Origin of the sequence: Dolichospermum flos-aquae CCAP 1403/13F, assembly GCF_012516395.1 — a bacterium.
Lineage (GTDB): Bacteria > Cyanobacteriota > Cyanobacteriia > Cyanobacteriales > Nostocaceae > Dolichospermum > Dolichospermum lemmermannii.
Genome location: NZ_CP051206.1, coordinates 1140344 through 1167047, shown reverse-complemented (window position 1 = coordinate 1167047; position 26704 = coordinate 1140344). Strand labels below are relative to the sequence as shown.

General features: G+C 39.9%; 13 protein-coding genes and 2 pseudogenes. 3 read left to right on the top strand and 12 right to left on the bottom strand.

The genetic code is table 11. The annotated features are described in order from the left end of the window. Nucleotides 1–29: 29 nt before the first annotated feature. The 7 genes and pseudogenes from HGD76_RS05910 to HGD76_RS05885 form a co-directional block, all read right to left on the bottom strand. Nucleotides 30–3239, bottom strand: coding sequence for a non-ribosomal peptide synthetase (locus HGD76_RS05910; RefSeq protein WP_168695242.1), 3210 nt, complete (start codon nucleotides 3237–3239; stop codon nucleotides 30–32). A gap of 50 nt (nucleotides 3240–3289) precedes the next feature. Then, nucleotides 3290–9814, bottom strand: a complete 6525-nt coding sequence (locus HGD76_RS05905; RefSeq protein ID WP_168695241.1) for a non-ribosomal peptide synthetase — start codon at nucleotides 9812–9814, stop codon at nucleotides 3290–3292. 89 nt (nucleotides 9815–9903) lie between these two features. Next, nucleotides 9904–15452: pseudogene (locus HGD76_RS05900) on the bottom strand (non-ribosomal peptide synthetase). Then, complete coding sequence (locus HGD76_RS05895) at nucleotides 15445–16629, bottom strand: 3-isopropylmalate dehydratase large subunit (RefSeq protein ID WP_407644809.1); 1185 nt, start codon at nucleotides 16627–16629, stop codon at nucleotides 15445–15447. Before HGD76_RS05895 ends, HGD76_RS05900 begins: the two are co-directional and overlap by 8 nt. 132 nt (nucleotides 16630–16761) lie before the next feature. Further along, nucleotides 16762–16914: pseudogene (locus HGD76_RS26210) on the bottom strand (3-isopropylmalate dehydratase); the annotation flags it as partial. Between the two features lie 172 nt (nucleotides 16915–17086). Continuing rightward, nucleotides 17087–18136, bottom strand: coding sequence for an isocitrate/isopropylmalate dehydrogenase family protein (locus HGD76_RS05890; protein WP_168695240.1), 1050 nt, complete (start codon nucleotides 18134–18136; stop codon nucleotides 17087–17089). 553 nt (nucleotides 18137–18689) lie between these two features. Continuing rightward, the gene (locus tag HGD76_RS05885) at nucleotides 18690–19334 is read right to left on the bottom strand and encodes a DUF3386 domain-containing protein (protein ID WP_168695239.1); all 645 of its coding nucleotides are present in this window, start codon (nucleotides 19332–19334) and stop codon (nucleotides 18690–18692) included. A gap of 103 nt (nucleotides 19335–19437) precedes the next feature. Here HGD76_RS05885 and HGD76_RS05880 point away from each other — a divergent pair, with 103 nt between their 5' ends. The 3 genes from HGD76_RS05880 (at nucleotide 19438) to rlmN (ending at nucleotide 22390) form a co-directional block, all read left to right on the top strand. Beyond that, on the top strand, nucleotides 19438–20094 hold the full coding sequence (locus HGD76_RS05880) for a LuxR C-terminal-related transcriptional regulator (protein WP_015078969.1): 657 nt from the start codon (nucleotides 19438–19440) through the stop codon (nucleotides 20092–20094). 236 nt (nucleotides 20095–20330) lie between these two features. Further along, nucleotides 20331–21164, top strand: coding sequence for a metallophosphoesterase (locus HGD76_RS05875; RefSeq protein ID WP_168695238.1), 834 nt, complete (start codon nucleotides 20331–20333; stop codon nucleotides 21162–21164). Nucleotides 21165–21319: 155 nt separating this feature from the next. Further along, nucleotides 21320–22390 carry a dual-specificity RNA methyltransferase RlmN gene (gene rlmN / locus HGD76_RS05870; protein ID WP_168695237.1) on the top strand — a complete coding sequence of 357 codons (1071 nt, stop codon included), beginning with the start codon at nucleotides 21320–21322 and terminating at the stop codon, nucleotides 22388–22390. Nucleotides 22391–22403: 13 nt separating this feature from the next. Here the strand turns inward: rlmN and HGD76_RS05865 are convergent, their stop codons facing one another. From HGD76_RS05865 to HGD76_RS05845, 5 genes are all read right to left on the bottom strand, one after another. Next, nucleotides 22404–22583: a hypothetical protein gene (locus tag HGD76_RS05865; RefSeq protein WP_015078966.1), complete on the bottom strand. Its 180-nt coding sequence runs from the start codon at nucleotides 22581–22583 to the stop codon at nucleotides 22404–22406. A 500-nt stretch (nucleotides 22584–23083) separates the two neighbouring features. Then, a complete protein-coding gene (locus HGD76_RS05860; RefSeq protein WP_148763034.1) occupies nucleotides 23084–23860 on the bottom strand; it encodes a sulfite exporter TauE/SafE family protein in 777 nt (258 codons plus the stop codon). Between the two features lie 72 nt (nucleotides 23861–23932). Continuing rightward, nucleotides 23933–24649 carry a hypothetical protein gene (locus tag HGD76_RS05855; RefSeq protein ID WP_168695236.1) on the bottom strand — a complete coding sequence of 239 codons (717 nt, stop codon included), beginning with the start codon at nucleotides 24647–24649 and terminating at the stop codon, nucleotides 23933–23935. Between the two features lie 56 nt (nucleotides 24650–24705). Next, complete coding sequence (locus HGD76_RS05850) at nucleotides 24706–26319, bottom strand: iron uptake porin (protein WP_168695235.1); 1614 nt, start codon at nucleotides 26317–26319, stop codon at nucleotides 24706–24708. 154 nt (nucleotides 26320–26473) lie between these two features. Then, a complete protein-coding gene (locus tag HGD76_RS05845; RefSeq protein ID WP_168694532.1) occupies nucleotides 26474–26632 on the bottom strand; it encodes a hypothetical protein in 159 nt (52 codons plus the stop codon). Nucleotides 26633–26704 lie beyond the last annotated feature (72 nt).

Genomic DNA, 26704 nt, shown 5'->3' with positions numbered 1-26704 from the left:
ATTGCTAAATTAAATTATCAAATAAATTATCAAAACATTAATGCTTGTGTTACCTCTTCATCTGATAACCCATCAACTTCGCCTAAAACCTGGGCTAGGGCATCATTTTCTGCTTGTTCAATTTGTTGTTCCATAACCTTGTGGGCAAGTTCAGCAATTGTGGGATTCTCAAATAAATAACGTAAAGGAAAATCTAGAGAAAAGGCTTCTCTTAATCGAGAAATCACTTGAGTAGCGAGTAAAGAATGTCCTCCTAACTCAAAAAAGTTATCATAAATTCCCACCTGTTTTAATTTCAAAACTTCAGTCCAAATTGTGGCTAATTCTTGTTCTGTAGCCGTGCGAGGCAGCACAAAATCAACCTCTACATTTCTTTGGAAACCTTCGGGAATAGGCAAACCAAGGCGGTTGACTTTACCATTAGGAGTGAGGGGAAATGCTGCCAGAACTACGAAAGCAGTAGGTATCATGTAATCTGGTAGCTTTTCCTTGAGGAAAGTTCGGAGGCTGCTAGAAGTAGGTGAATTATCCTTCGTAACCAAATAGGCTACTAGGAATTTCTTCCCTGGCTCATCTTCCCGTGCAATCACTAGAACTTGTTTGATGTCAGGATTTTGCATCAAAACTGCCTCAATTTCTGCCAATTCAATCCGAAAACCGCGAATTTTTACTTGGGTATCAATTCGACCGATAAATTCCAGATTTCCATTAGGTAGACGGCGGACTAAATCTCCGGTTTTGTAAAGGGTATCTCCTTGAATAAAGGGATTAGGAATAAACTTTTCACTGGTTAATACGGGCTGATTTAAGTAACCCCTCGCAACACTCGCACCACCCACATAAAGTTCACCAGGGATACCAATTGGCACTCGATGTAAATTTTCATCTAATATGTAAACTGTGCGATCGCCAATGGGTTTACCAATAGGAATAGAATGGATATTTTCAGTAATTTGTTTGGGAATGGCATAACAACAGGTAAATACGGTACATTCTGAAGGTCCATAACCGTTAATTATTTGCGTTTCTGGCAAGATTTCTAAAGCGCGACGAACATGATCTACAGAAATAGATTCTCCGCCAATGAGTAGTTGTTTAACTCCCGATAACCCTTGTGGCATTGTATCAATCATCAGATTGAAGAAAGCGGAAGTTAGCCAAAGGATATTAATTCCTTGTTCTTGGATAATGCGGGTTAAGCCTGCTGGTGTGGGAATTTTCTCTGGATAAAGCACACAACGTCCACCGTAAAGTAATGATGGCCAAAGTTCTAGCGTGAGTGCATCCCAAGAAATTGATGAATGTTGTAGCCAAATTTTTTCTGCATCAAGGTGAACGTAATCAACTTCAAACATAAAACCCATGAAGCTACGATGAGGAACTTCTGTGCCTTTTGGTGTTCCTGTCGAGCCGGAGGTATAAATGATATAAGCTAAATTTTCTGGATTAACTTCACTGTTTAAATTGTCTTGTTTGTATTGGGCAATAATTCCCCAATCTGTGTCAAGATTCACCACAGTTTGATTATTCAGTGGTAGTCCATTTTGTAAATGAGTTTGTGTTAGTAAGATCGGTGTTTGTACATCTGCTACCATGAACTCTAATCTTTCGGGAGGATAAGCTGGATCTAGGGTAAAATAAGCCCCACCAGCTTTGAGAATGGACAGAATACCGATGACCATTTCTAGGGAACGCTCAACACAAATTCCTACTCGGACTTCGGGTTTAACTCCCAGTGATTGCAAATAATGGGCTAATTGATTGGCGCGGTTATTTAATTCTCGATAAGTTAAATGTTGTTGTTCATATATAATTGCTACTGCATCAGGGCTTTTTTCTACCTGTTCTTCAAATAAAACATGAACACATTTGTAATTAATAGCATTTGTTAATTGTTGATTTTCTAGCAGCATTAATTCTTCTGCTTCGGCTGCACTCATTAGAGATAAGTCAGAAATATTTTGTTGTAAATTAGCTGCCATTCCTGTTAGCAATGTCAGGAAATGTCCAATCATGCGAGCAATTTTCTTGTCGTCGAAGCAGCTAGTATCATAAACAATTCTGCCAGCTAATTGCGAACCAGGATTAATAACTATCGTCAGCGGATAATTTGTGCGTTCAAAACAACTAATATGACTAATTTCTAAAGTTTTTTTGGTTTCTTGTGGGGCAGAATCTAATGGATAATTTTCAAAGACTAAAAGACTTGCAAATAATGGCAATCCGGGGAAAATATCACTCTGATTTTGAATTTCTGCGAGAGAACAATAAGCATACTGTTCTTGTTCTAGTGCTTGGGTTTGTAATTGCTTGAGCCAGGGTAATAATTCTGTCTTGTTGGTAACTTTGACTCGGATGGGGAGAGTGTTAATTAATAGTCCTACCATTGAGTCTACTTGCTCCAGGGTCGGTGGACGACCGGATACAGTTGCACCAAAGATGACATCACTTTCCCCACTGTAGCGGGAAATTAATAACCCATAAGCTCCCTGTACCAAATTATTCAAGGTTAAATGGTGCTGTCTGGCCATACCTTGTAATTTTTCAGTAACAGTTGGCGATAATTGGAAATGCTGTTCATGATATATTCCCTCTCCCTTGGTTTTTCCCAAAAAGGTCGGAGTTTCAAAACCCTGGAGGGTTGTTTGCCAAAATCTCTTGGCTTGATCAATATCCTGTTGTTGTAACCAATCAATATATTCTCGATAGGGACGAACAGGTTGGAGGCGTAAATGTTCCCCTCGCTGCTGTGCTTCATAGAAAGCTAAAACTTCTTTGAGGATAATCTGCATTGACCAGCCATCAAATAGGATATGATGATGACTCCAAATAAGTTGATAGGTCTGCTCTGTTAATTGGATGAGGGTGAAGCGCATTAAGGGAGCAATACTCAGATCAAATCCTTTTTGGCGATCGCTCAACAAAAAATCCTCTAAGTGATTTTGTTGTTCATCAGCTGTGAAATTTCGCCAGTCTATTTTCATCCACGGGATATCCACTTGCTTACTTACCATTTGCAAGGGCTTTTCTATCTCCTCCCAATAAAAAGAACTGCGTAATACTGAGTGTCTCGCCACAACTTGTTCCCAAGCTTTTTGGAACGAGGGAAAGTTCAATTCTCCAGAGAGGATACAAAGCAACTGCTCAAAATAAACTTCTGATTCGGGTGCATAAAGGGTATGAAACAACATCCCTTGTTGCATTGGCGAAAGTTCATAAAGGTCTTGGATATTTTGCATGAAATTACCTCTGAATTGGGAATTGGGAATTGGGAATTAGTTGATGATAGCTACTTGGGTTTGTTTTTGTTAATTTTGAATAGGAATTTATCTAGCTGTTGTTGATTGAGTTTGGCTGCTGAAAAATCCGCGGGAGTATAGCTTTGAGACTCCGTTAATTGACAGTGATTTATTAGATTTTTTAATGCTTCTATAAATCCTAAAGCTAACTTTTTAATGGTGTCTTGCTTGTGAATTTTCTGACTATAAGCCCAAGTCATTTCCAGTTTTCCTCCACGAATAAAACCACTGATTCCTAATAAATGACTACGTTGATTGAGTAAGCTTTGTTCAGCTTTAAATTCTTTAGCCAAACCCAAGGATTCAGAGGCTTTCAGCACTTGATCGAATTGACCAAGGTAGTTAAAACTGATTTGTGCTGATGGTAGTGACTGTAATTTTTCGCGGATTGTGCTGTTTTCCTGCAAATATCGCAATACACCATAACCAATTCCTCGGTTGGGAATCTGCCGCAGTTGTTCTTTAACAAACTTTAAAGCGTTTCCTGGATGGTCAATTTCTTGTAGTTGTAACCTCACGGGGAATAATGTCGTAAACCAACCGACAGTGCGCGATAAATCTACATCCTCAAATAAGTCTTCCCTGCCATGTCCTTCCAAATCAATTAGTAAAGAACTTTCTCCTGTCCATTGGGCAAAACTTTGCACTAGGGCAGTCAACAGGACATCATTGATTTGAGTATTGTAGGCAGAGGGTACATCTTGTAAGAGGGCGCGGGTTTGTTCTTCATTTAAAGCCAGTGACACAGACGCGGTTGAGGCTACAGTGTTATTTTCTTGATCTGAAGGATAGTCTACTGGTAAAGCTGTGACTGGAATGCTAGATTGATTTAGCCAGTAATCCAACTCTTTGATAGCCTCGATTTGGGCATATTCTGTGAGGCGATCGCTCCAATATTGCCAGGAAGTTGTCTTAGGTGGTAATTTGATAACTTCATTGCGGCTAATTTGTTGGTAAGCAGTCGCCAAATCTTCTAGCAAAATCCGCCATGAGACAGCATCAACAGCTAAATGATGGATAATGAAGAGTAAATAACTCGGTTTATCATTGCCTAATTGAAATAAAGCGACTTGTGCTATTACCCCCGTAGATAAATCCAGACTAGCCTGAAGTTCAGCATCAGTCGCTTTTATTGCTGTTTGCTGTTCTTGTGGTGATAGGTGGGACAAATCAAAGATACTCAATGGCACAGATTCCCGTGTCGCGGTGTTAATTTGTTGCCAGTTTTCTCCTTCCTGTACAAACCGCAGCCGTAAAGCATCGTGATGTCCTAACAGTTGTTGTAATGCTGACTGCAATAACTCAGGTTGCAAGTCTGATGGCACTTCTAACAGTGTTGACTGGTTAAAATAATTAGGTCTGGGTAATTTCTGCTCGAAAAACCAATTTTGAATAGGTGTCAACCTTACAGCACCAGTTACTAAACCTTGTTCAGCATTGATTTGGCGAGTGATACCCGCTACAGCCGCTAATTCGGCAATGGTTTGATACTTAAATAGCTGTTTAGCAGCAATTTGAATACCTGCTTGATTAGCTTTGGAAATTAACTGAATGCTGAGAATCGAGTCTCCACCCAGTTCAAAAAAGTTATCGTGGATGCCAACTTTTCCTATTCTGAGAACTTCCGACCAAATCGCCACTAATTTCTCTTCTATAACTGTACGAGGAGCAATAAATTTATCTTCGACATGATGAGAAAAATCGGGGGTTGGGAGAGCGCGATAATCTACTTTGCCGTTGGCAGTTATGGGGAGAGTTTTCAGCAGCATAAACGCCGCTGGAATCATGTAATTTGGGAGTTTTTCCTTGAGGAAATGGCGCAATTCATCAATTGTTGGTTGCTGATGCTGGGGAACAATATAAGCAACGAGTCGCTTTTGTCCGGGAACGTCTTCATGGGCGATAGCCACGGATTGTAACACTTGTGGGTGTTGTCTCAATACCGTTTCGATTTCTCCCAACTCAATCCGGAAACCGCGAATCTTCACTTGATTGTCAACTCGTCCCAGATATTCTAGACTGCCATTGGCGCGGAATCTTGCTAAATCCCCAGTTTTGTACAGTTTACTATTCCCTAGCTCCTCAAAGGGATTGGGGATAAATTTGGCATTGGTTAATTCTGGACGTTGCCAATAGCCTCTAGCTAGTCCTGCTCCCCCAATGTGCATTTCTCCAGGAACTCCTATGGGTACAGGTTGCAGATATTGATCTAAAATATAAACCTGAGCATTACTAATGGGTCGGCCAATGCTAACAGGTGCAACTGGGGTTAAAAGTTCTAAGGTGGTGACAACCGTTGCTTCTGTTGGTCCGTAACTATTAAACAATTGGGGGGCTGGGGAAAGATCAGCTACACAATTATGCCAATGTTGCACCTTTTCTAGTTGGACTTCTTCACCACCAATAATTACAGTTCTCAAACCTTCAGGAATGGGGGCATCTTCAGGGTTAAGTTCTGCTACTAACTGATGCCAGTATGCTGTGGGCAGATCCAAAACAGTCAATTGCCATTTTTGGCAATACCGCCAAAATTCATCACTGGAGTGGAGCATTTCTTCCGTGCGTAACACTAAGGTTGCACCAACGGACAGACAGGGAAAGATTTCCTCAATGGAAGTATCAAAGCAAACAGACGCAAATTGTAAAATCCTATCGCCGGCATTGATTCCATATTTATCAATGGCAGTGATTACAAAATTCATTAATGACCGATGTTCAATCATTACCCCCTTGGGTTTACCCGTAGAACCAGAAGTATAAATAATATAGGATAGGTGATGAAGTTTGACATCACTGTGCGGGTTAGCTGTGCTGTGTTGAGAAATGATTGACCAATCTGTATCTAAACAAATTGTTTTTCCTGTGTAATCTAGCCGTTGATTTGGGAATTTATCTTGGGTTAGCAAAATTCCTAGTTGCGTATCTGCGAGAATTTCAGCTATTCGCTCTTGGGGGTAGGATGGGTCAATAGGAACATAAGCGCCACCTGCTTTAATCACCCCAAGTAAGCCGATAATCATATCTAAGGAGCGTTCAATGCAGATTCCCACTAGGGTTTCTGGTTTAACTCCCAAACTTTGCAGATAGTGGGCTAATTGGTTGGCGCGATCGCTCAATTGACGATAAGTTAATTTTTGACCATCCTGTTCTACAGCTACAGCATCGGGTGTTAACTCTACCTGAGACTCAAACAAATTATGGATACAATTTTTTTGAGTATATTCTCTATGAGTCTGATTCCACTCCATCAATAATTCCTGCTGAGGCTGGTTTAGGATCGGTAATTCAGAAACTCGCTGCTCTGGGTTATCAACAATCCCTTTTAGTAAAACTTGATACTGGTCTACCATCTGCTGGATTGTGGCAGCGTCGAATAAGTCAGCGTTGTATTCCCAAATAAGAGTAATTCCCTTATCTTTGCCATTTAGCTGGGAATGCGGAATCAACACAACATCAAGATCAAACTTTGTTGATTTGTTGCTGAGGGCTACATTCGTTGTGATGTTCAAGCCTGGTAAAGTTAAGTCTGGACGGGGAGAATCATGGAAGCTAAACATCACTTGAAACAGAGGATTATAACTTAAGTTCCGTATTGGCTTGATCACCTCCACGACCTTATCAAAGGGTAAATCTTCGTTAGCAAAGGCTTCCAGACTCACTTTGCGGACTCGACCCAGCAACTCCCGAAACGTGGGATTACCGGATAAATCGGTGCGTAAAACCAGGTTATTGACGATCATGCCAATTAATTGTTCTGTCTCGCGCATCCGCCGATTGGCAACAGCCGTACCTAGACAAAGATCGTCCTGTCCAGTGTATCGGCGGACAATTACTAAAAATGCCGCCAAGGTCGTCATAAATAAGGTAATTCCCTCTTGACGGCTCAGAACTCTCAAGGATTCGCACAAAGTAATGGGCAACTCTAACCTGACTTGAGCGCCGTTGTAAGTTTGTTCTGCTGGTCGTGGGCGGTCATATGGTAATTCCAAGAGGGGCGGACTGCCGGATAACTGCTGCTGCCAGTAGGCTAATTGGGCTTGGGCTTCCTGGCTTTGCACCCATTCTCTCTGCCAACTCGCAAAGTCTACAAACTGGATTGGTAATTCTGGCAGTGGGGAGGGATGACCCTCACAGAAGGCTTGATAAAGTGCTAAAAACTCTTTCAAAAAGACGTTATTGAAAGACCAGCCATCATGAACCATGTGATGTTCAATGTGGACTAAAAGATGGTCTTGGTCATTCAACTTTAACAATAACCATCTGACTAAAGGCAATTTATCCAAGTAAAAGGGCTTCTTTACCTCTGCATCAAATAGACGTTGAATTTCTGCTTCTTGCTCTGACCCCGTAAATTTCTCGATGTCTACGACGTTTAATTCAATTGGTAAGGATGAGTGGATGACCTGAAATAACCGTCCATTGACTGCTGGAAAAGTTGTGCGGAAGATTTCATGTCTTTGCACAATCTCACTGAGACATTTTTTGAGGACTATGACATCGAGGTGTCCCTGAAATCTGAGAGTTGCTTGAGCTTGGTATGCTGTATTTTCGGGTGCTACTTCCTGGATGAAGTACACGCGCTCTTGAGCAAAGGAAACAGGTAACATTCCAGCCCGTGAAATCCTTTGTATAGCAGGACTTTGTAGTTTTTGTTCTAGGAGTTCATGCTGTTGAATGACACTAGCTAAACCCGCTACGGTAGGATTAGCAAAGATGTTTGCAAACGATAACTCAACTTGAAAACTGTCGCGTACACGGGAAAGGATTTGAGCCACTATCAGGGAATGTCCACCGAGATTAAAAAAGTTGTCATTAACTCCTATTTGCTCATAACCTAGTAAATCAGCCCAAATAGCCGCTAATTTTTCTTCAATTGGGTTACGAGGTGCAACAAAGCTTTCTTCTAAATCGGGGCGTGTGCGATCGCACACTGGAAGATTCTGACGATCTACTTTGCCATTGGGGGTGAGGGGTAAAGAATCTAAAACGACAAATACCCCTGGAATCATGTATTGAGGTAGATTTTCTTGAAGTAAGTTTTTGAGGGTAGTAACAATTGCTTCCGGCTTTTGATTCAGAACCACATAAGCAAGCAGCCGTTTATCTCCAGGAATGTCTTCACGAGCAATTACCGCCGCTTGCTTAACATCTGGGTGTTGAATTAACAACTTCTCGATTTCATCCAATTCTATGCGGAAGCCGCGAATCTTGACTTGATTATCCACTCGCCCCAGAAACTCAATGTTGCCATCTGGTAAATAACGAGCTAAATCACCAGTTTTATATAATCTACTCCCTTCTGTCTTCTTAAATGGATTGGAAATAAATTTTTCCTTAGTTAATTCTGGACGGTTCAGGTAGCCTCTAGCTAACCCATCACCACCAATATATAATTCACCCGGAACGCCAATAGGAACGGGTTGAAGATTGTGATCAAGAATATAAATTTGTATATTAGCGATCGCCCGGCCAATGGTTGGTTGAGTTTCCCCAAAAGTACATTCTGCAACTGTGGCACAAACAGTTGATTCCGTTGGTCCATAAGCATTAAAGAAACGCCGCTCTTTTGACCATTGAGCGATCAATTTTGGATTACAAGCTTCTCCAGCAACGATGAGAGTTTGCAAGTTTGGCAATTCCTCTTTGGGCAAAGCTGCTAGTGCTGTGGGTGGTAGTGTGGCGTGAGTGATTGATTGTTGACGCAAAAATCGGATTAAGTCTATACCTGGACGCAAAGAATCTTGATTTCCCAGATAAAGACTAGCTCCAGAACACAAGGCCATCACAATTTCCGAAACTGAAGCATCAAAACTGAAAGAAGCAAACTGGAGAACACGGCTATTTTGGTTTACGCCAAACAGTTTTACTTGTGCTTGAGCAAGATTACATACCCCTCGATGCTGAATCATTACACCCTTTGGTGTGCCTGTAGAACCAGATGTATAAATCACATAGGCTAGATTTTCTGCCGTGACATCGCTAGTAGGATTTTCTTGATTTTGGCGAGTAATTAATTCCCAATCTTGATCTAAACAAACTGTTTTTGCACCACTGTCAGCAAAGCTTTCTACAAACTTTTGTTGTGTTAACAGCACTTGTACTTGTGAATCTGAAAGCATGAACGATAAACGCTCTTTCGGATAGGTTGGATCTAGTGGTAAATAAGCACCACCCGCCTTAAGGATGCCCAACATTCCGATGATCATTTCTAGGGAACGCTCCACACAAATCCCTACCAGCACTTCTGGCTCAACACCCAAAGATTGCAAATAATGAGCCACTTGGTTAGCTCGGTGATTCAACTCTTGATAAGTAAGTTTCTGCCCCTCAAAAATGACAGCAATATTGTCTGGAGTTTTTGCCACTTGTGCTGCAAATAATTCATGTACACACAAATGTCGAGGATAATCTGCCCTGGTATCATTCCATTCTACCAATATTTTATGTCGCTCCTGCTCAGTTAAGGCAGAATAATCATCAACGTCATCATTAGAATCAATCACTATTTCTTGCATAAATTTAATTAAATGGTTGTCAATAATTAATCTTGGAAATCAAGCATCTCACAGCAGGATTGTAGGTTTTAGTTAAACTATTAATTCATCTAACTCTTGGGGTTTTTTCTATTAATTTTTTCTATTAATTTATCAAGCTGTTGTTGATTGATTTTAGCAGCAGCAAAATCAGAAGGGGTATAGGTGGATGACTCCTTAGATTTGCAGTGAAGAATCAGGGTTCTTAATACTTCCATAAATCCCAGCCCAAACTTTTCAATACTCGCTCGCTTGTGAATTTTCTCGCTATAAGCAAACTCCATTTCTAACTTTCCTGAGTGAATCAATCCACTTATTGCCAAGAGATGGCTGCAATACCCCCGCTGACTTTGTTCTGATTTCCATTCTTTAACTGCTCCCAACATGGCAGAAGCAGACAGAACTTGATCAAATTGACCTAAATAATTAAAACTGATTTCTGCTTGAGGTAAAGTTTGGAATTTATTTTGAATTATGGAACTTGGATGTAAATATCGCAAGATACCATAGCCAATACCATGTTTAGGTAGGCGACGCAGTTGTTCTTTCACTAATTTCAAAGTTTCTTCTAACTGATTCCCCAACCCAAGGTTGAATTGTACAGGAAACAAAGTAGTAAACCAACCGACAGTCCGGGATAAATCTATATCTTCAAATAAGTCTTCTCGTCCATGTCCCTCTAAATCAACAATTAATGAATTTGCTCCTGTCCATTCATGAAAGCTTTGTGCCAATGCAGTCAACAAAATATCATTAATTTGTGTATTATAGGCAGCGGGAACATCCTGCAATAAGGCGCGGGTTTCCTCCTCATTTAAACAGAGAGTCAGAGAATTAGTTACAGCTAGTGTATTTTCTGTTTTTTCGTCAGGATAATCTATGGGTAATGAAGTAATATTCCCCGCAAACTGGGATAACCAATAATCAATTTCTGTGGACAGGTTTTCTGATTGGCTATATGCTTGTAACTGATTTGCCCACTCTTGAAAAGAAGTTGTTTTGGCTGGTAATTTGATAGTTTCGCCACTACTAAGTTGCTGATAAGCCGTTGCTAAATCTTCCAGTAAAATTCGCCATGAAATGCCATCTACTACTAGATGATGAATAACAATTAGTAATTGATTTGGCCGATTAATTCCTCGGTTAAACAGCGCGAATCTAACAATTTCCCCTGATGACAAATTCAAGCTGGCTTGAAGTTCGGACTCTTTGGTTTTAATTACAGTTTGTTGTTCCTCTAAAGACAATGCCGACAAATCCACAAGCATAAAAGGAACTGTTTCTTGGGTTGTAGCATTAATATGTTGCGGGGGGTGGCTTTCAAGAACAAAGCATGAACGCAAAATATCGTGATGCGATAATAATTTTTGCACTGCTTGTTTTAATAAGTCTGGCTGTGTTATTGATGGAATCTCTAACAAGGCTGATTGATTAAAGTAATGAGCATCGGGGAAATTTTGCTCGAAAAACCAATGTTGAATAGGCATTAGCGGTATTGAACCTGTAACTAATCCCTGATTGGCTTTAATTTGCCGATTTGTGCCGACAACATTGGCTAACTCGGCAATAGTTTGATACTGAAACAGTTGTTTGGGAGTCAGTTGTAATCCGGCTTGGTTTGCTCTAGAAATCATCTGAATACTGATGATTGAATCACCACCCAATTCAAAGAAATTGTCGTGAATGCTGATATTCGGTTGTCTTAAAACTTCAGCCCAAATTGCGACTAACTTTTCTTCTATGGGAGTCTGAGGCGCAACAAATCCTGCCGCTAAATTGGTGTCAGTAGTATCTGGGATTGGTAAAGCACGATGGTCTACCTTGCCGTTAGGAGTCATTGGTAGTTGATCTAATGGCACAAAGGTAGCAGGAATCATGTATGGAGGCAACTTCTGTTGGAGAAATTGGCGGATTTGCTCCAATTGGACTTGTGCTTGATTACCAATGATGTAGGCGACAAGACGCTTATTGCCAGGAATGTCTTCACGGGCAATGACGACGGCTTGATTCACCTGGGAATGTTGATTTAATATTGTTTCAATCTCACCAAGTTCAATCCTAAAACCACGAATTTTTACTTGAGAATCTATCCGTCCCAGGTATTCTAGGTTGCCATCAGGTTGATAACGAACTAAATCCCCGGTTTTGTATAATCTACTTTCTTCTTTGTTGACAAAAGGATTTTTAATAAATTTTTCTGCGGTCAATTCTGGCAGGTGAAAATAACCCCGTGCCACACCTGCTCCGCCAATATGGAGTTCTCCTGGTACTCCGATGGGAACGGGTTGCAAGTATTTATCTAAGACATATACTTGTACATTGCTAATAGGTTTACCAATGGGGATTTCCTGACGATGGAGAGTATTGTCTGATAATTGACTCAAAGTGGCAATTACAGTGGTTTCCGTTGGACCATAGCTATTAACTAATTTTGGATAATTACCTACCCATTTGTGCCATGTTGCTACTTTTTCTGGTAGCGCTCTTTCTCCACCAATTATTACTAGTCGTAATGTTTCTGGTAAGGATAAATTGCCATTGGCTAATTCATTTACTAGCAAATGCCAGTAGGCTGTTGGTAAATCCCATACTGTTAGTCCCCAATTTTGGGACTGCTGCACAAATGCAGACACAGACTGTAACATTTCTTCTGTCCGCAGCACTAAGGTAGCACCACTGCCTAAACAGGGATAGATTTCTTCGGCGGCGGTATCAAAACTAATGGAGGCAAATTGGAGAACCCTATCGGTGGGGATGATTTGATATGCGGCGATCGCAGTTTGAGTAAAATTAACTAAGGAATTATGTTCAATCAGCACTCCTTTGGGTTTGCCTGTGGAACCTGATGTATAGATGACATAAGCTAAGTTGGTGGCTGTTACTGCCTGGTCAGGGTTCTCTTGACTTTGGGTAGCAATTACAGTTTTTTCGGTATCTAAACAAACTATTGACAGATTATGATCGGCGGCTATGGTTGCCCATTGCTGCATTGTTACCAGAATTGGTAGTTGAGCATCATTAACTATATCGCTCAATCGTTCGGCGGGATAGGCAGGATCTAAAGATACATAAGCACCCCCTGCTTTGAGGATTGCCAAAAGTCCCACGATCATCTCAAAGGAACGTTCAATGCAGATACCAACTAATGTATCGGGTTTTACTCCTAAGTTTTTCAGGTAGTGCGCCAGTTGATTAGCTTGTGTATTTAATTCTCCATAGGTAAGTTTTTGATGATCAAATATCAGTGCTACTGCATCAGGATTTTTGTCTACCTGTTCTTCCACTAATTGATGAATACATTTCCCTTGAGGATAAGCTGTTTTCGTCTCGTTCCAGTTAATTAATAATTGATGCTGCTGCTCTTTTGTGAGGAGGGGATATTGGGAAATTTGTTGATCAGGGTTAGCCACAATCTCTGCTACTAACGTTTGATATTCACCCGTCATCCGTTCAATGGTGGTGACATCAAACAGGTCACTATTATATTCCCAAACAAGAGTTATGCCCTCTGTTTCTATTCCTTTGGCTTCTTCTTGAGAATTGCGCCCTACCCGTTGTTCAGAACGAGGCATCACAACAACATCAAGATCGAATTTGGCTGATTTATTGTTGAGTGTCTCATGCTGTTTAATGCTCAATCCAGGTAGATTCAAATCAGGTAAAAGAGCATCATGGAAGCTGAACATTACTTGAAATAGAGGATTGTAGCTGAGATTTCTTTCTGGTTTGAGAATTTCTACGACTTTATCAAAGGGTAGATCTCTTGGGCAAAAGAAACAGGTAAATAACCCTCTCTGGAAATCGGCGTAATTTTGGCTAGGGGTAATGGTTGTTGTAGTTGCTGCTGCTGGATAATTACCTTAATTAAATCGTTAATCGTCGGGTTTGCAAAAAGTTGTCCAAAGGATAATTCAATTTGGAAAACATCCCGAATTCGAGACACAATTTGTGTGGCAATTAGCGAATGACCGCCTAATTGGAAAAAATTATCATCAATACCAATCTGGTCTACACCAAAAACCTTACCCCAGATTTGGGCAAGAGTTTCTTCCTGTGAATTGCGCGGTGCTACAAAGGTTTCTTGAATATCAGGTATGGGAAGTGCTTGACGATCAATTTTCCCATTGGGAGTCAGAGGTAAAGCGTCTAGGGAAACAAAGACACTTGGGATCATGTAGCTGGGTAGCTGGTTTTTCAGGAAGCTGGGCAGCGTTGTACAGTTAATTTCCTCTGTTGAGGATGGGACAATATAAGCAACCAAACGTTTGTTTCCAGGAACATCTTCCCGCAGAATAACTATGCTTTGAAAAACTTGGGGATGTTGATTGAGGAGGGATTCAATTTCTTCTAGTTCAATGCGGAAGCCGTTAAATTTTATTTGATTGTCAATTCGTCCTAAAAATTCTATGTTGCCATCTGGTAAATACCGTCCTAAATCACCAGTTTTATATAATTTTGAATTGTCAAGGGGATTTTTAATAAACTTTTCTGCGGTCAGTTCTGGTCGGTGCAAATAGCCCTTTGCAAGTCCAGCACCACCAATGTATATTTCTCCTATGGTTTCAGTCGGAACTGATTCCAGGTTTTGATCTAAGATATAAATTTCGATATTATCCCCCATTGGTTTACCAATAGGTATTTCTGTTCTTTCTAGTTGGGTGGCGCTCAAACTGGATAAACAGCAAATTGAAGCGGCAACGGTAGTTTCAGTGGGACCGTAGCAATTAATTAACTGAGGGAAATGTCCAATATCCTTGAGCCACGTTTTAACTCGTTCTGGTAATACCCGTTCGCCGCCAATAATTACTAAGCGTAATGATTCAGGTAATGCTATGGGATTCATAGCTAATTCATTTACTATTAAGTGCCAGTAAGCTGTCGGTAAATCCCAGACAGTTATTTGCCAATCTTGAGATTGCTGTACAAACGAGGAGACGGAACTTATCATTTCCTCAGTTCGTAGAACTAAAGTTGCACCACAACTTAAACCAGGATAGATTTCTTCAGCGGCAACATCAAAACTGATCGAGCTAAATTGGAGAATTCTATCGCCCGTGGATATGTTGTATTGAGCTATCGCCATCTGGGTAAAATTCACCAATGACTGGTGTTCAATCATTACCCCTTTGGGTTTTCCCGTTGACCCTGATGTGTAGATGACATAAGCCAAATGATCAGGTTTAACTGTATTCACAAGATGACGATTCCTAGGTCGCGCTTCGCTATCACTATGATCAAAAATTGCATCATGTTGACTATCTAAACAAATAATTGTCCCTGAATAATCAGATATTAAAGTAGACCATTTTTCTTGCGTTACCAACACAGAGATTTGAGCATCTTGTATCATGTAGTTCAATCTTTCTGCTGGATAATTAGGATCTAGCGGCAGATACGCTCCCCCAGCTTTGAGAATTCCTAATAAACCCACTATCATCTCTAGGGAGCGGTCTAGACAAATTCCTACAAGTACCCCAGTTCCTACCCCTAGTTTTTGCAAATAATTAGCCAGGAGGTCTGTTTGCAAATCTAATTCCTGGTATGTCAGTTGCTTATCCCTAAACACGACAGCTATTGCTTGCGGAGTTCGAGCAACCTGGGCTTTAAATAACTCATGAATACATTTTGCGATTGGTTGCATAAACCCCCGTTTCTTCTTTACCTAACACCCCCATTCCAGAATTAATACAAGCTCCACAACCTGACTTGAGAATCTGTGCGCCTGCTTGTGCAAAAATCTCCAAATAGCCCAAGGCTTCAGCCTGTTCACGAATCTCTACGGAAGCAGGGACCACAAACAAGCTCACGCCATCTGCCAGTTGACGACCTTGTAAAACTTCAGCAGTCTGGGCTAAATCATAAAGCTTGCCCCCCGTACAAGAGCCAATAAAAGCTTTGGTAATTGGAGTCTCCTCTAACTGGCTAATAGGTATTACCTGATCTGGTTTTGGAGGACGGGCAACTTGTGGTTCTAAATTACTGAGGTCAAATTGATATACTTTTTCGTATTCAGCATCAGGATCGGCAATCATTTCTACAAACTCTTGTGTAGAACGACTTTTCACATAATTTCGGGTTGTTTCATCAGGAACAATTAACCCACAGACTGCACCACACTCAATAGCCATATTAGCTAGAGTCAATCGTTCATCAAAAGGTAGTTGTGCGAGTATTGATCCTCTAAATTCCATTACCTTACCAGTAGCACCAGCACAACCAATTTGACCTAAGATAAACAAGATAATATCTTTGGCACTAATATGGTGCGGTAGAGTTCCCGATAAATCAAATACTAATGTTGAGGGAACACGAATCCACATATCCCCCATAGCATAGATATTCGCCATATCCGTAGTTCCCACTCCTGTGGAAAAAGCTCCTAATGCTCCATAGGTGCAGGTATGGGAATCTGTGCCGGCAATGATCATCCCTGGTCGGACAAATCCTTTTTCTGGAAGTAAAACGTGACAGATACCTGCGGCTTCCCCTGGGGAAACTACATCAAATAAGTGACATTCTTGGTCTTTGGCAAACTGAACCATCTGTTGATACATGAGTTCAGCTTTGTGATCAACACGGATGTCATTGACTTGGATGAAGTGATCTGCGACTAAAACTACCCGTTGAGTATCCCACAGCTTTGCATCTTCTCCATAGTGTTTATAAAATATTTTAGCGACAGGGCTGGCCACAGCATCGTGGGATAGGGCTAAATCAACTTGAGCAAAAACCACTTCTCCTGGAGTGACGTAGGTATTACCAGAGGATTTGGCTAAAAGTTTTTCCACTAAAGTCATGGGTCGAGGGGAAGTCACGCTGGCAGGAATGGTAATTTTTCCCTGACGACGCTTTTGATTAAAAGGTATCAATCCACCGGCTGCGGCGATCGCATCAACTACCGGATTCTCTGGTTTTTCTCCTAAAATTTCCAGGGGAAGTCCAATATTAATGCTATTGCGATAAAAAATTTCTGCGAACGATTTCGCCCGAATCAGTTCTATTCCGGCAGCTTTGATGGCAATGGGGGCAATTTCTCGACTAGAACCACAGCCGAAATTTTCTCCGGCTTCAATCACATCGTATTTTAGTAACTCCCCTACTCCAATGAGATGTTCTAAAGCATAGTGTTTCAAATTATCAGGGTCATCATTTGTCGCTCGATTGGCAGGCATAATATCATCAGTATTGATATCATCACCTAAGTATAAAATCTGTTTGATACTACTCATAAAGCCCCCGGAATTGAGAATGTTGTTAGCTGGAAAGTTTTTCTAATAAAAGGTCAATTAATTTTTCAGTATTGATCAATATTTCAGATCCTTGGGGAAACAAATCGGCTGTCCGATATCCTTCAGATAACACTTGCTCTTGCGCTGCTATAATTCGTTGGGCAGCACCCACTTCCCCCCATTGCTGAAGCATTAAAACACAAGCTCCAAGAGTTCCTAGAGGATTAGCAATTCCTTTACCTGCAATATCTGGGGCTGTACCGTGAATTGGTTCGTATAGTCCAAATCCATCAGCATTCAGACTGGCTGACCCTAATAAGCCGAGAGATCCAACTAAAGCTCCGCCAATATCGCTCAGAATATCTCCAAACATATTGCCCGCCAAAACTGTATCAAATCTCTGGGGATTAAGAACCATTTGCATGGCTAAGTTGTCCACCAGCATTGGTTCAACAACAACACCTGGAAACTTGATTGCTTCTTCTTGCACCAGACGAGTCCAACCCAAATGAGGCAAGGCATTTTCTTTGTGGGCTATGGTGAGTAATCCTCTTCGCTCTTGGGCTTTTTGTAAAGCTATACGAGCGATCCGTCGAATCTCTTCATCGTAGTAGAGCATGGTATGGTAGCCATAAGCTCCCTTTTCATCTGAAGAACGTCCAGCCGGTCCAAAATAAATCCCACTAACTAATTCTCGAATGATTAGTATATCGAGTCCTTGAACCTTTTCTGGCCGAAGGCTAGATTTATGCACTAAACTATCAACAATCCGAATTGGACGCAGATTGCAAAAAAAGTCATAGTGCTTTCGCAGTTCTAGGAGTCCCCCTTGGCTAACCGCACCAAATACAATCCCATTAGCTCCATCGCACAGTTGGACAGTGGCTTGAGGGAAATAACTACCCATTTGCAAGAAGGCAGTTGCACCAAGCCAACCATAGTCTACCCGCAAGGTAAATCCTTCAATTTTAGCGACGTGTTGAAGAATTTGCAAGGAAGCTTCTACAACTTCTGGACCAATTCCTTCCCCCGGTATGGCGACAATCCGATAAGATGGCTTACTTAAAGACCCCATTTTTCCGTATTTGTTATGTGAACTACCCTGTCAGTCTTACGGACAGGGCTTCCCAATTCATCGGGAATAGCCTCTCTTGTCTTAGTAGTTCTGTTGGCCTGAGAGTTAGACATTCCCCCCAAGGACAGGAGTCCTGATTCCCAAGACACTTACCTATTAGCTTGGAAGTCTCTTACGGCGTTGGTACTAATAAGGATTAATACATCTTTAAATTGTTAAAGCTGAACTTCCCTCAGTAAAAACATTGACAATTTTGAAAATAGCATTGATTTGGCACTTTTCGTCGTATGAAAATACCAAGAATTATTGCTGACTACGGCAGGCTAGAAGCACAACCAAAAATATAATAATAGACAATCTAATATATGACAATACCTTAGCTAAAGATAATTTTTGGCAAAACTGCCAACAATAAGCTTAAACACAGGACTTACATGGGATTTCTCACAAAGAAAGGAAAAAAATCTGGAGATGATTTCGTAGTGAGGGCTTCAGCCCGCAAATGGGGCATAAATTCCTCACTACGAACTTTAAATTATTCAAGCCGTTCTACTTAACCTAACAACTCAATGTTAGAAAAGATGAAATCTTGAATAGAAATGCGTTCTGCGATTTCCGTGCGGATTTCCCGACGGTTAAGAATGTAGTAATTTCCTACCTTCTCATATTCATCAGTAAAATCGCTTTTACCGCCCTTTTGAGCGCTGGTTTCGGGGTCATGATAAACAGAATTGTATGTGTGAGAAAGATATCCTTCTCCAGTGTCGTGACTGCTGAAAGTGTCAATAGTCACAAAAGTACCGTGAATTAAACGGTGAACGTGGCAAACTTCATTGTTACGCACTTTGTACTTATCTCCTTCTGACTTTCCACCAACAAAAATTTCGACTGCGCCGGTTGCGTCAGTTTCACCGGGTCTAAAAGTATTTGCGCCGTGGGTTTGTTCAAAAGCGCGACGGACACGGTGAACGGCGATTTCCCAAGCTTGTCCGTGAATGGCTTTTTTAGCAGATTCGTCTTCCACATTCAGAACTTCTGCCTTCATATTGGCATCAATCACCACTTGACCTTTGATCACTTGGTCATCATACTTATAAGTAATATCTGCGGTATAGCCAGGGAAATTTTCATCCCAAGTATAACGGTTTTGATAGGCAGCCTGAAAAAGTTCTTGGGCTGAGATTTGAGTAACTGTCATCGTGCTTGTCCTCTGGTTACAAGTTAAAATAGCTTTTTATCGTTGCTGGTATTAGCATAGAGGTAATTATCGAGGTTCGCATAGACCCCAAATGGGTACACTTATGGCTAAAACTCTCCACGCCATTTTTCAAGCGATCGCTAATGTCCAAAATGAGCAAGAATTAAAACTAGCTCTCATGGATACCATTGGCGACCATTTTGCAGTACAACATTGGGGTATGGATCTCCTAGGTGACCAATTAGATACTCAAATTGAAATTCCCGCTGTCTGCTTAGAAGCTAACCCCATTGGGCGTTATGTTGTCGAACGTCACGCCCCCACCCATGAACAATTAATTTTATCCCCAGAAGACTGGAAAAACTATTGCACTCGTCACGAACACGTAATGACTGGTCCGATAGTTTGTAATGGTCAATTAGTGGGGACTTTAAACTTTGCTCGTGACCCCGGAAGTCAGCCTTTTGATAGTAATGATTTAGCTGATTTAAGTGCAGTTTGTTTACATTTATCAGCGAAAATGGCCACACTCCAAGCAACACCAAAAACCTTTGCATCTGCTGGTAATTGTCCTCTCACAGCGCGAGAATTAGAAATTGCCAAATTAGTGGCTCAAGGTTTAACTAATGGGGAAATTGCCGTTAAATTATGGATTACTCAAAATTCTGTCAAGCAAGCTTTAAAAAGGATGTTCCGTAAATTAGAGGTTTCTACTCGTGCGGAAATGGTGGCAAAACTACAAGATAGATTAGTTTCCTAATAGCTATAAGTAGATCATCATAGAATGATAGATAATAGATACCCGACTTATTTAAGAAGTCGGGTATCTGAGTATTCAAATATATTACTCTTTTGCTACAGCTAATATCAAAATATTTTGTTAATGTCAAAAGAAATCCGATTATATTTTGATAATTGTAGGTTGGGTTAAGCGACAGCAACCCAACAAAATTTCAGAAATGTTGTCTTGATTTATAAACATAGTTTTATTCTATTATGCACAAATTATTAACTGGAGCTTTGTCCACAGAAAAATTGACAGTGAAAATCCCCAACTTACCTCTATCATTAGCAGGATTAAAGTTGGTACAAATGTCAGATTTTCACTATGATAATGGTCTATTATCAGAAAAAATGTTAACAGAAGCAATTGCAGTTAGTAATGCCACAAAACCAGATTTAGTTATTTTAACTGGCGACTATGTTAACACAATTGCTAAACCAATTCATCAACTAGCACTAAGATTAAAAAATCTAGAAAGTCGCTATGGTGTCTATGCTATCCTTGGCAATCATGATATTTGTTATCCCAGTTCAAAATCAGAAATTACAAATGCTTTAACAAATGTGGGGATTAATGTACTTTGGAATCAAATTGCTTACCCAGTTGGAGAAAAATTACCTCTAGTGGGATTAGCGGATTTTTATGCCAAAGAATTTAATCCAGAAGCAATTATGAATCAACTTGATTCTACTACACCTCGGATTGTCTTATCTCATCACCCAGATACAGCCGAAATTCTCAAAAAATGGCGGGTAGATTTACAATTATCTGGTCATAGTCACGGTGGACAAATCGTAATTCCTGGACTCGGACTTGCAATGATTTACTATGCAAAAATAGTCAAAAAAATCCCCAAAAAAATTCGGCGTAAATTACCATTTTTACGGAAAACCCATTCTATATTACGCCATTGGCAATGGTCACAGGGTTTACATAAAGTGGGAAATAATCAATTATATGTAAATCGAGGTCTAGGAACTTATTTCCCCGGACGGTTATTTTGTCCACCAGAGGTTACTATTATTACTTTGGAAGTCTCTCCATGAAGATTTATAGAATAATAGACCGCAGATAAACGCAGATAAACGCAGATGAAGACGGATGAATAATTTCTTCCTTTGCGCCTTTGCTCCTTTGCCCCTTTGCGCGAAACAAAAACAATATAGTACAATAGAAAATTAGCATCAAATTGTGATTTTTTATGTCTGCTACGCCGTTTGTATCTCAGCTAGATTCTCCTAACTCGACTAAATCTGAACTTCTTCCCCCTCTCCTTGGTGCTTCCGTGACGGAGTTAACTGCTTGGGTACAGCAGCAGGGACAACCGAGTTATCGGGGTAAGCAATTGCATGATTGGATCTATAATAAGAGTGTGCGATCGCTCGCTGATATTTCTGTATTTCCAAAAAATTGGCGTTTGCAAGTTGCAGATGTTCCCATAGGTCGTTCTTCTCTACATTACCGCTCCGTTGCCCCCGATGATACCGTCAAATATCTCCTCAAATTGACTGACGGGGAAATTGTGGAAACAGTGGGTATTCCCAGCGATAAACGCTTAACAGTCTGCGTTTCTACTCAAGTCGGCTGTCCAATGGCTTGTAATTTTTGTGCGACTGGGAAAGGTGGCTATAAGCGTAATCTTACCCGTGCGGAAATTGTTGATCAAGTCCTGACTGTCCAAGAGGATTTTCAAAAACGGGTGAGTAATGTGGTATTCATGGGCATGGGTGAACCATTGTTGAATACGGAAAATGTGCTTTTAGCGATTAAATCCATTAATCAAGACATGGGAATTGGTGCGCGATTTATTACACTGTCTACTGTAGGTATCCGCGATCGCATTCTTGAAGTCGCCCAACACCAACTACAAATTACCCTCGCTGTCAGTCTCCACGCACCCAACCAAGCATTACGAGAACAACTCATTCCCAGCGCCAAACCCTACCCCATAGAAGACTTACTGGCAGAATGTCGAGAATATGTAGAAATAACTGGACGCAGAGTTAGTTTTGAATATGTTCTTCTCGCTGGAGTTAACGATTTACCCGAACACGCTTTAGAACTATCAAAACGTCTGCGGGGTTTTCAAAGTCACGTTAACTTAATTCCCTATAATCCCATTCAAGAAGTAGATTATAAAAGACCAACCCGCGACCGAATCGAAGCCTTTGTTAATGTTCTTCAACAACAAAATACTGCGGTTAGTGTCCGTTATTCTCGCGGTTTAGAAGCTGATGCTGCTTGTGGACAATTAAGAACAACAAAAAGGTAATTATAATTGTCAATTATTTCCTAGCATAAATTCCTGGTGCATAAGCCTCAATTACTTTACCGGTGCGGGTGCAAGTTATCATTAGGTAATCGCAACTAGGGCATTGTGTCCGCGTAATTTGACTATCAGAAATATAGTGACGTTCAGCAGCACTACCGCAATTTGGGCAATGAATCTTTTGTGATACTTGCATTTTAAAACCCCTGGATTTAATAATTTTTTAGAAAAAGTGACAAAAATTGTTTAATTGTTGTGAATGTGAAAAATTTGATATCTTCGGTCATTATCTCAAACCTGATAATTATTATCATCATACCTGAGATATATAAATTTACTTTAGATGTAACTTTCCTTAGATTAGCCGTGATCCCTATGGTGTAATCCTTGAGATAGTCCTGTTTATTCTTGTGGACAAATAAGTTATTTTCCCATTCAAGCGTTACCAAATAGAAAAAACTGTAATCAAAGTCACAAAATTAATAGTTTTATATTTAATTAATATTTGGAGAGACTACCAGTCATACAATTATTGTGGGGTGGGCTTCTAGCCCGTCCATTGAGTATTTATACTAGACACTAGGAAAATATATTAGTCCGTTTTAACGGACTTGAGCTATGAGACAGGGAATTTATTCCCTGACGGTTATGGAAGGCAACAGATAAGCCGTTTTGAGTATAATTGTATTTACCTACTTAGCCATGAATAAAAAAGTAAGTAGTCATCCCAAAAGCTACCACAATCACGAATTTTCGCACCAAGCTGGGTTCTAGTCTGCGGGCAAAATGAGCGCATAAATAACCACCTAGAGAACCACCAACCGCCATGATCATAACTTGATGCCAAGCAATCAAATTAGCGAACATAAAAGGAATAATTGCCACACCATTAATGCAACTACCCAATAAAGTTTTAAAAGCATTAATAGAGTGAATATTTTTCATCCCTAAAAAGGTTAAAGTTGCTAACATTAAAATGCCTATACCCGCACCGAAAAACCCACCATATATAGAGATTGCCAATTGAGAAACTAGGAGAATAAATAAAGGTGGAGGTGCAGAAACATCATTTTTACTCTGAAGTTGCAGCCAGCTTTTTAGAGATTCACTAAATGTAAATATCAATGTTGCTGATAGTAACAAATAGGGCAACATCTTTTTAAATACATCTGGTGATGTATATAATAAAGCCACTGAACCAATGACACCACCCACTAAACTGGTACCAGCTAGTAATAATAATTGTCGTTTTTCGATGTTTAAATCTTGACGATATGCCCTTGCACTAGCTATAGCTGCTATCCACAGTGCAGTATTATTTGTAGCATTAGCGTTAATTGGGGCGATACCTGTAAATATCAGGGTAGGAAAGGTAATAAAACTGCCACCACCCGCTACAGCATTGAGTCCACCGGCAATAAATGCGGTGCTGAACAGAAGTAAGCTATGGATTAAAGTTAAATCTTGCGGCATTTTCTGTAATTAATAAACTCAGTTATACTGTTGTACAATAAAATACTGTAAGTTTATCGAATTATAGTTGATTTATTTTCTGGGTGCTGTTAAACCGGGGTAAATTCTCGAAGGTAGTCCAGGAGTTGTTATCAACCCAGGAGAACCAACTCTCCCATAGTTGGGATTATTAGTTAATGATTGAATAACTTGGGGATTCAAGCCTAATTGAGGTAAGTTAAACTGCTCTGTGGCTGTTCTCCCTAAATTTGATAATACACCAAGGTTTGTTAAATTTGTCCCAAAATTAAATGCTCCAGGTTGAGTTAGATTTGTGAGTAAATTAGTATCAATCTTGCCACCAGTAATGGCGATATTCCCGGCTTGGGTAAAGTTATTAATTTTCTGAAGAGAAGAGACAACACCATTGATAGTTATAGGAGTATTATTAAAAAGTAGAGAATTACCATTAGCAGTTTGTGATCTCCCAGTTATTAAACCAGATAAAGTCCCAATTGTCGGTTGACCATTTTGGAGAATACCTGCTAAATTACTAACTTCTTTTAATTGTCCAGTCCCTTGAAAATTAGATATTCTACCAATGTCAGTTTCTAAATTAAATGAGTTAACATCTAACCCAGTTAATCCATTAAAAACAGGTACTATGGGATTGTCATAGTTATAATTCAGATTTCCAGATAGATTACCACCTTGAATCATAATTTGCCCTTGAACAGGTAAATTAGCAGCTAAAAAACAACTACTAAATATTCCCATTTTTAAAATATTACTAATAGATTTAGTCCACATTTTTTTGCAAATCCTATTATAGAAAAATTTGTATTTTAATTGGTAAGAATATATCTTTAGAAACTAAAAGTTGTTCGGAGAACACCAATGGTAATCATGTCGCTATTCGGGCTATGTCTTGGCTCAAATATCAAGATTACACCAGGAGTAATATTAATATTATTTGACATTCGATAACGATAAAAAGCTTCTACATGAGTAGTAGTTCCTGGTTGTCCTCCCGCACTACCAAGAGAATCTTTAAGAATACCTGGAAGATTATTACCTGTTGGTAAATCACTACTAACAATTTTCGGAGGTTGTCCTACATAAATCCCCCCCAAATTTCCTTGTCCCAATAAATCGGGAAGGTTGAGAAAAGCCATCCAATTATTAGTTTTTACACTCCCTGATTGTCCAGGTATACGAGAAGTCGTAAAACCACCCCAACCACCAATTGTCAACTTAGGATTAACCTGCCAAGATGCAGTAGCACCAAAAGCATCAGTTGTCAGGGGACTAGTAGAAGTAGGTGTATAAGCCAATAAATCATCACCAATTCCAGTTCCTAAAAATCCTGTAGTCGAGTAGGAATTAATATAATTTAGTGCTACATCAATATTATTAGTAGGAGCAAGATTTAATTGCACTCCGGTGGCATTTCCTCCATTAAATAATCCGGCATTTTGGCTACTATCGGCGGGTTTACTGGCTGTATAAACTGCTTGTAAACTAATTCGTTTATTCATTTGCCAATCCAAGCCCAAACCACCTGTACCATTACCAATTGCTAAAATTGGGTTACGTTGAGCAAAGGTAGAAATGGGACCTTTACCTGCACTTTCTATGCGGTTCGCTCCCCGAAAAGTGTTGATAGGATTAACCCCTGCTGGACCAACGATTACTGCTACTTTATCACCTACTAAAAACCGATAATTGAGGTCAGTTAAAACTAAGCTATTATCTGTATTACCTTCATAAGCTAATCGGGTATCGTTGGTGATTCGGGGGGCATTGAAACTAGCTGTACCCCCATTACCAGCTTGTAATCCTGTTACTAAAAAGCTGCGGTTTTTAAATTGGGTAAGTAGTGTGAGTTGAACATTACTAATAACGTTAATTTTTGTCCCGTTATCTATTGTTTCTTTAATCCCATCTTTTGGTGACAAATCTGCACTATTTTCACTCCGTCCTTGAATACCAAAAATTGCTTGTCCAAATAGTTTGGTAGTGGTAGAAAATTGATTTGCTTCTAGTTCTGTGGTTTTTGCCTCTAAAGTATCTACTTTTCCCCGGAGTGTGGCTAATTCAGCAGCAAATTCTTCTCCTAATTTTTGTAATTTACTAAAATCTTCTTTTGTGACTGCGTTACTTGTGCTTGTGGCTATTAATTCATTAACTCTATCCAAACAAGCATTTAAACCAGCAGCAAATTCATAGCGCGTTAAAGCTCGATTTCCTCGGAAAGTTCCATTGGGATATCCAGCAATGCAAGCATATCGTTCAACTAGAGATTGTAAAGCCTGAAATGCCCAATCTGTGGGTTCTACATCTCTTAATTGAGAAACTGATGTAACTTGTTCTATCTCTGATGAATCAACGTTTTCGGCATTAGCTATAGTATGACTAAATAAGGCATAAGTTAAATAAACTACAGATACCAGTAATATTCTTGTGATTAACTTGATCATCTTTGCTTGCACACCACACATTAATAAGTGATGATAGATTAATGTTTTTATTTTCGCAATGCTTATGCAATATCAGAGACAAAATAAGATAATTTTGGTTGTTTTTGCCTTGAACCAACTAGAAACAATTAAGCTATGATGAAGTTAATTTGTATTATTTTGTTTCAAATTGTTTAAAATCTTGCCAAAAGTCTGCTGCTAATGCCTTTGGTAACATCATAACCCAGTCTATAAAACGGTAAAGGTTACGAATATCCTTTTCTTGCAAACCTTGTTCATACAATGCCGTGCCGTCAATGGCACAATCTTTCACTATGTGTAGGCCTTTACAAGAACTGATACCAAAAATATGTCGTTTTGATATTTTAGGATTATAGTTATAGAA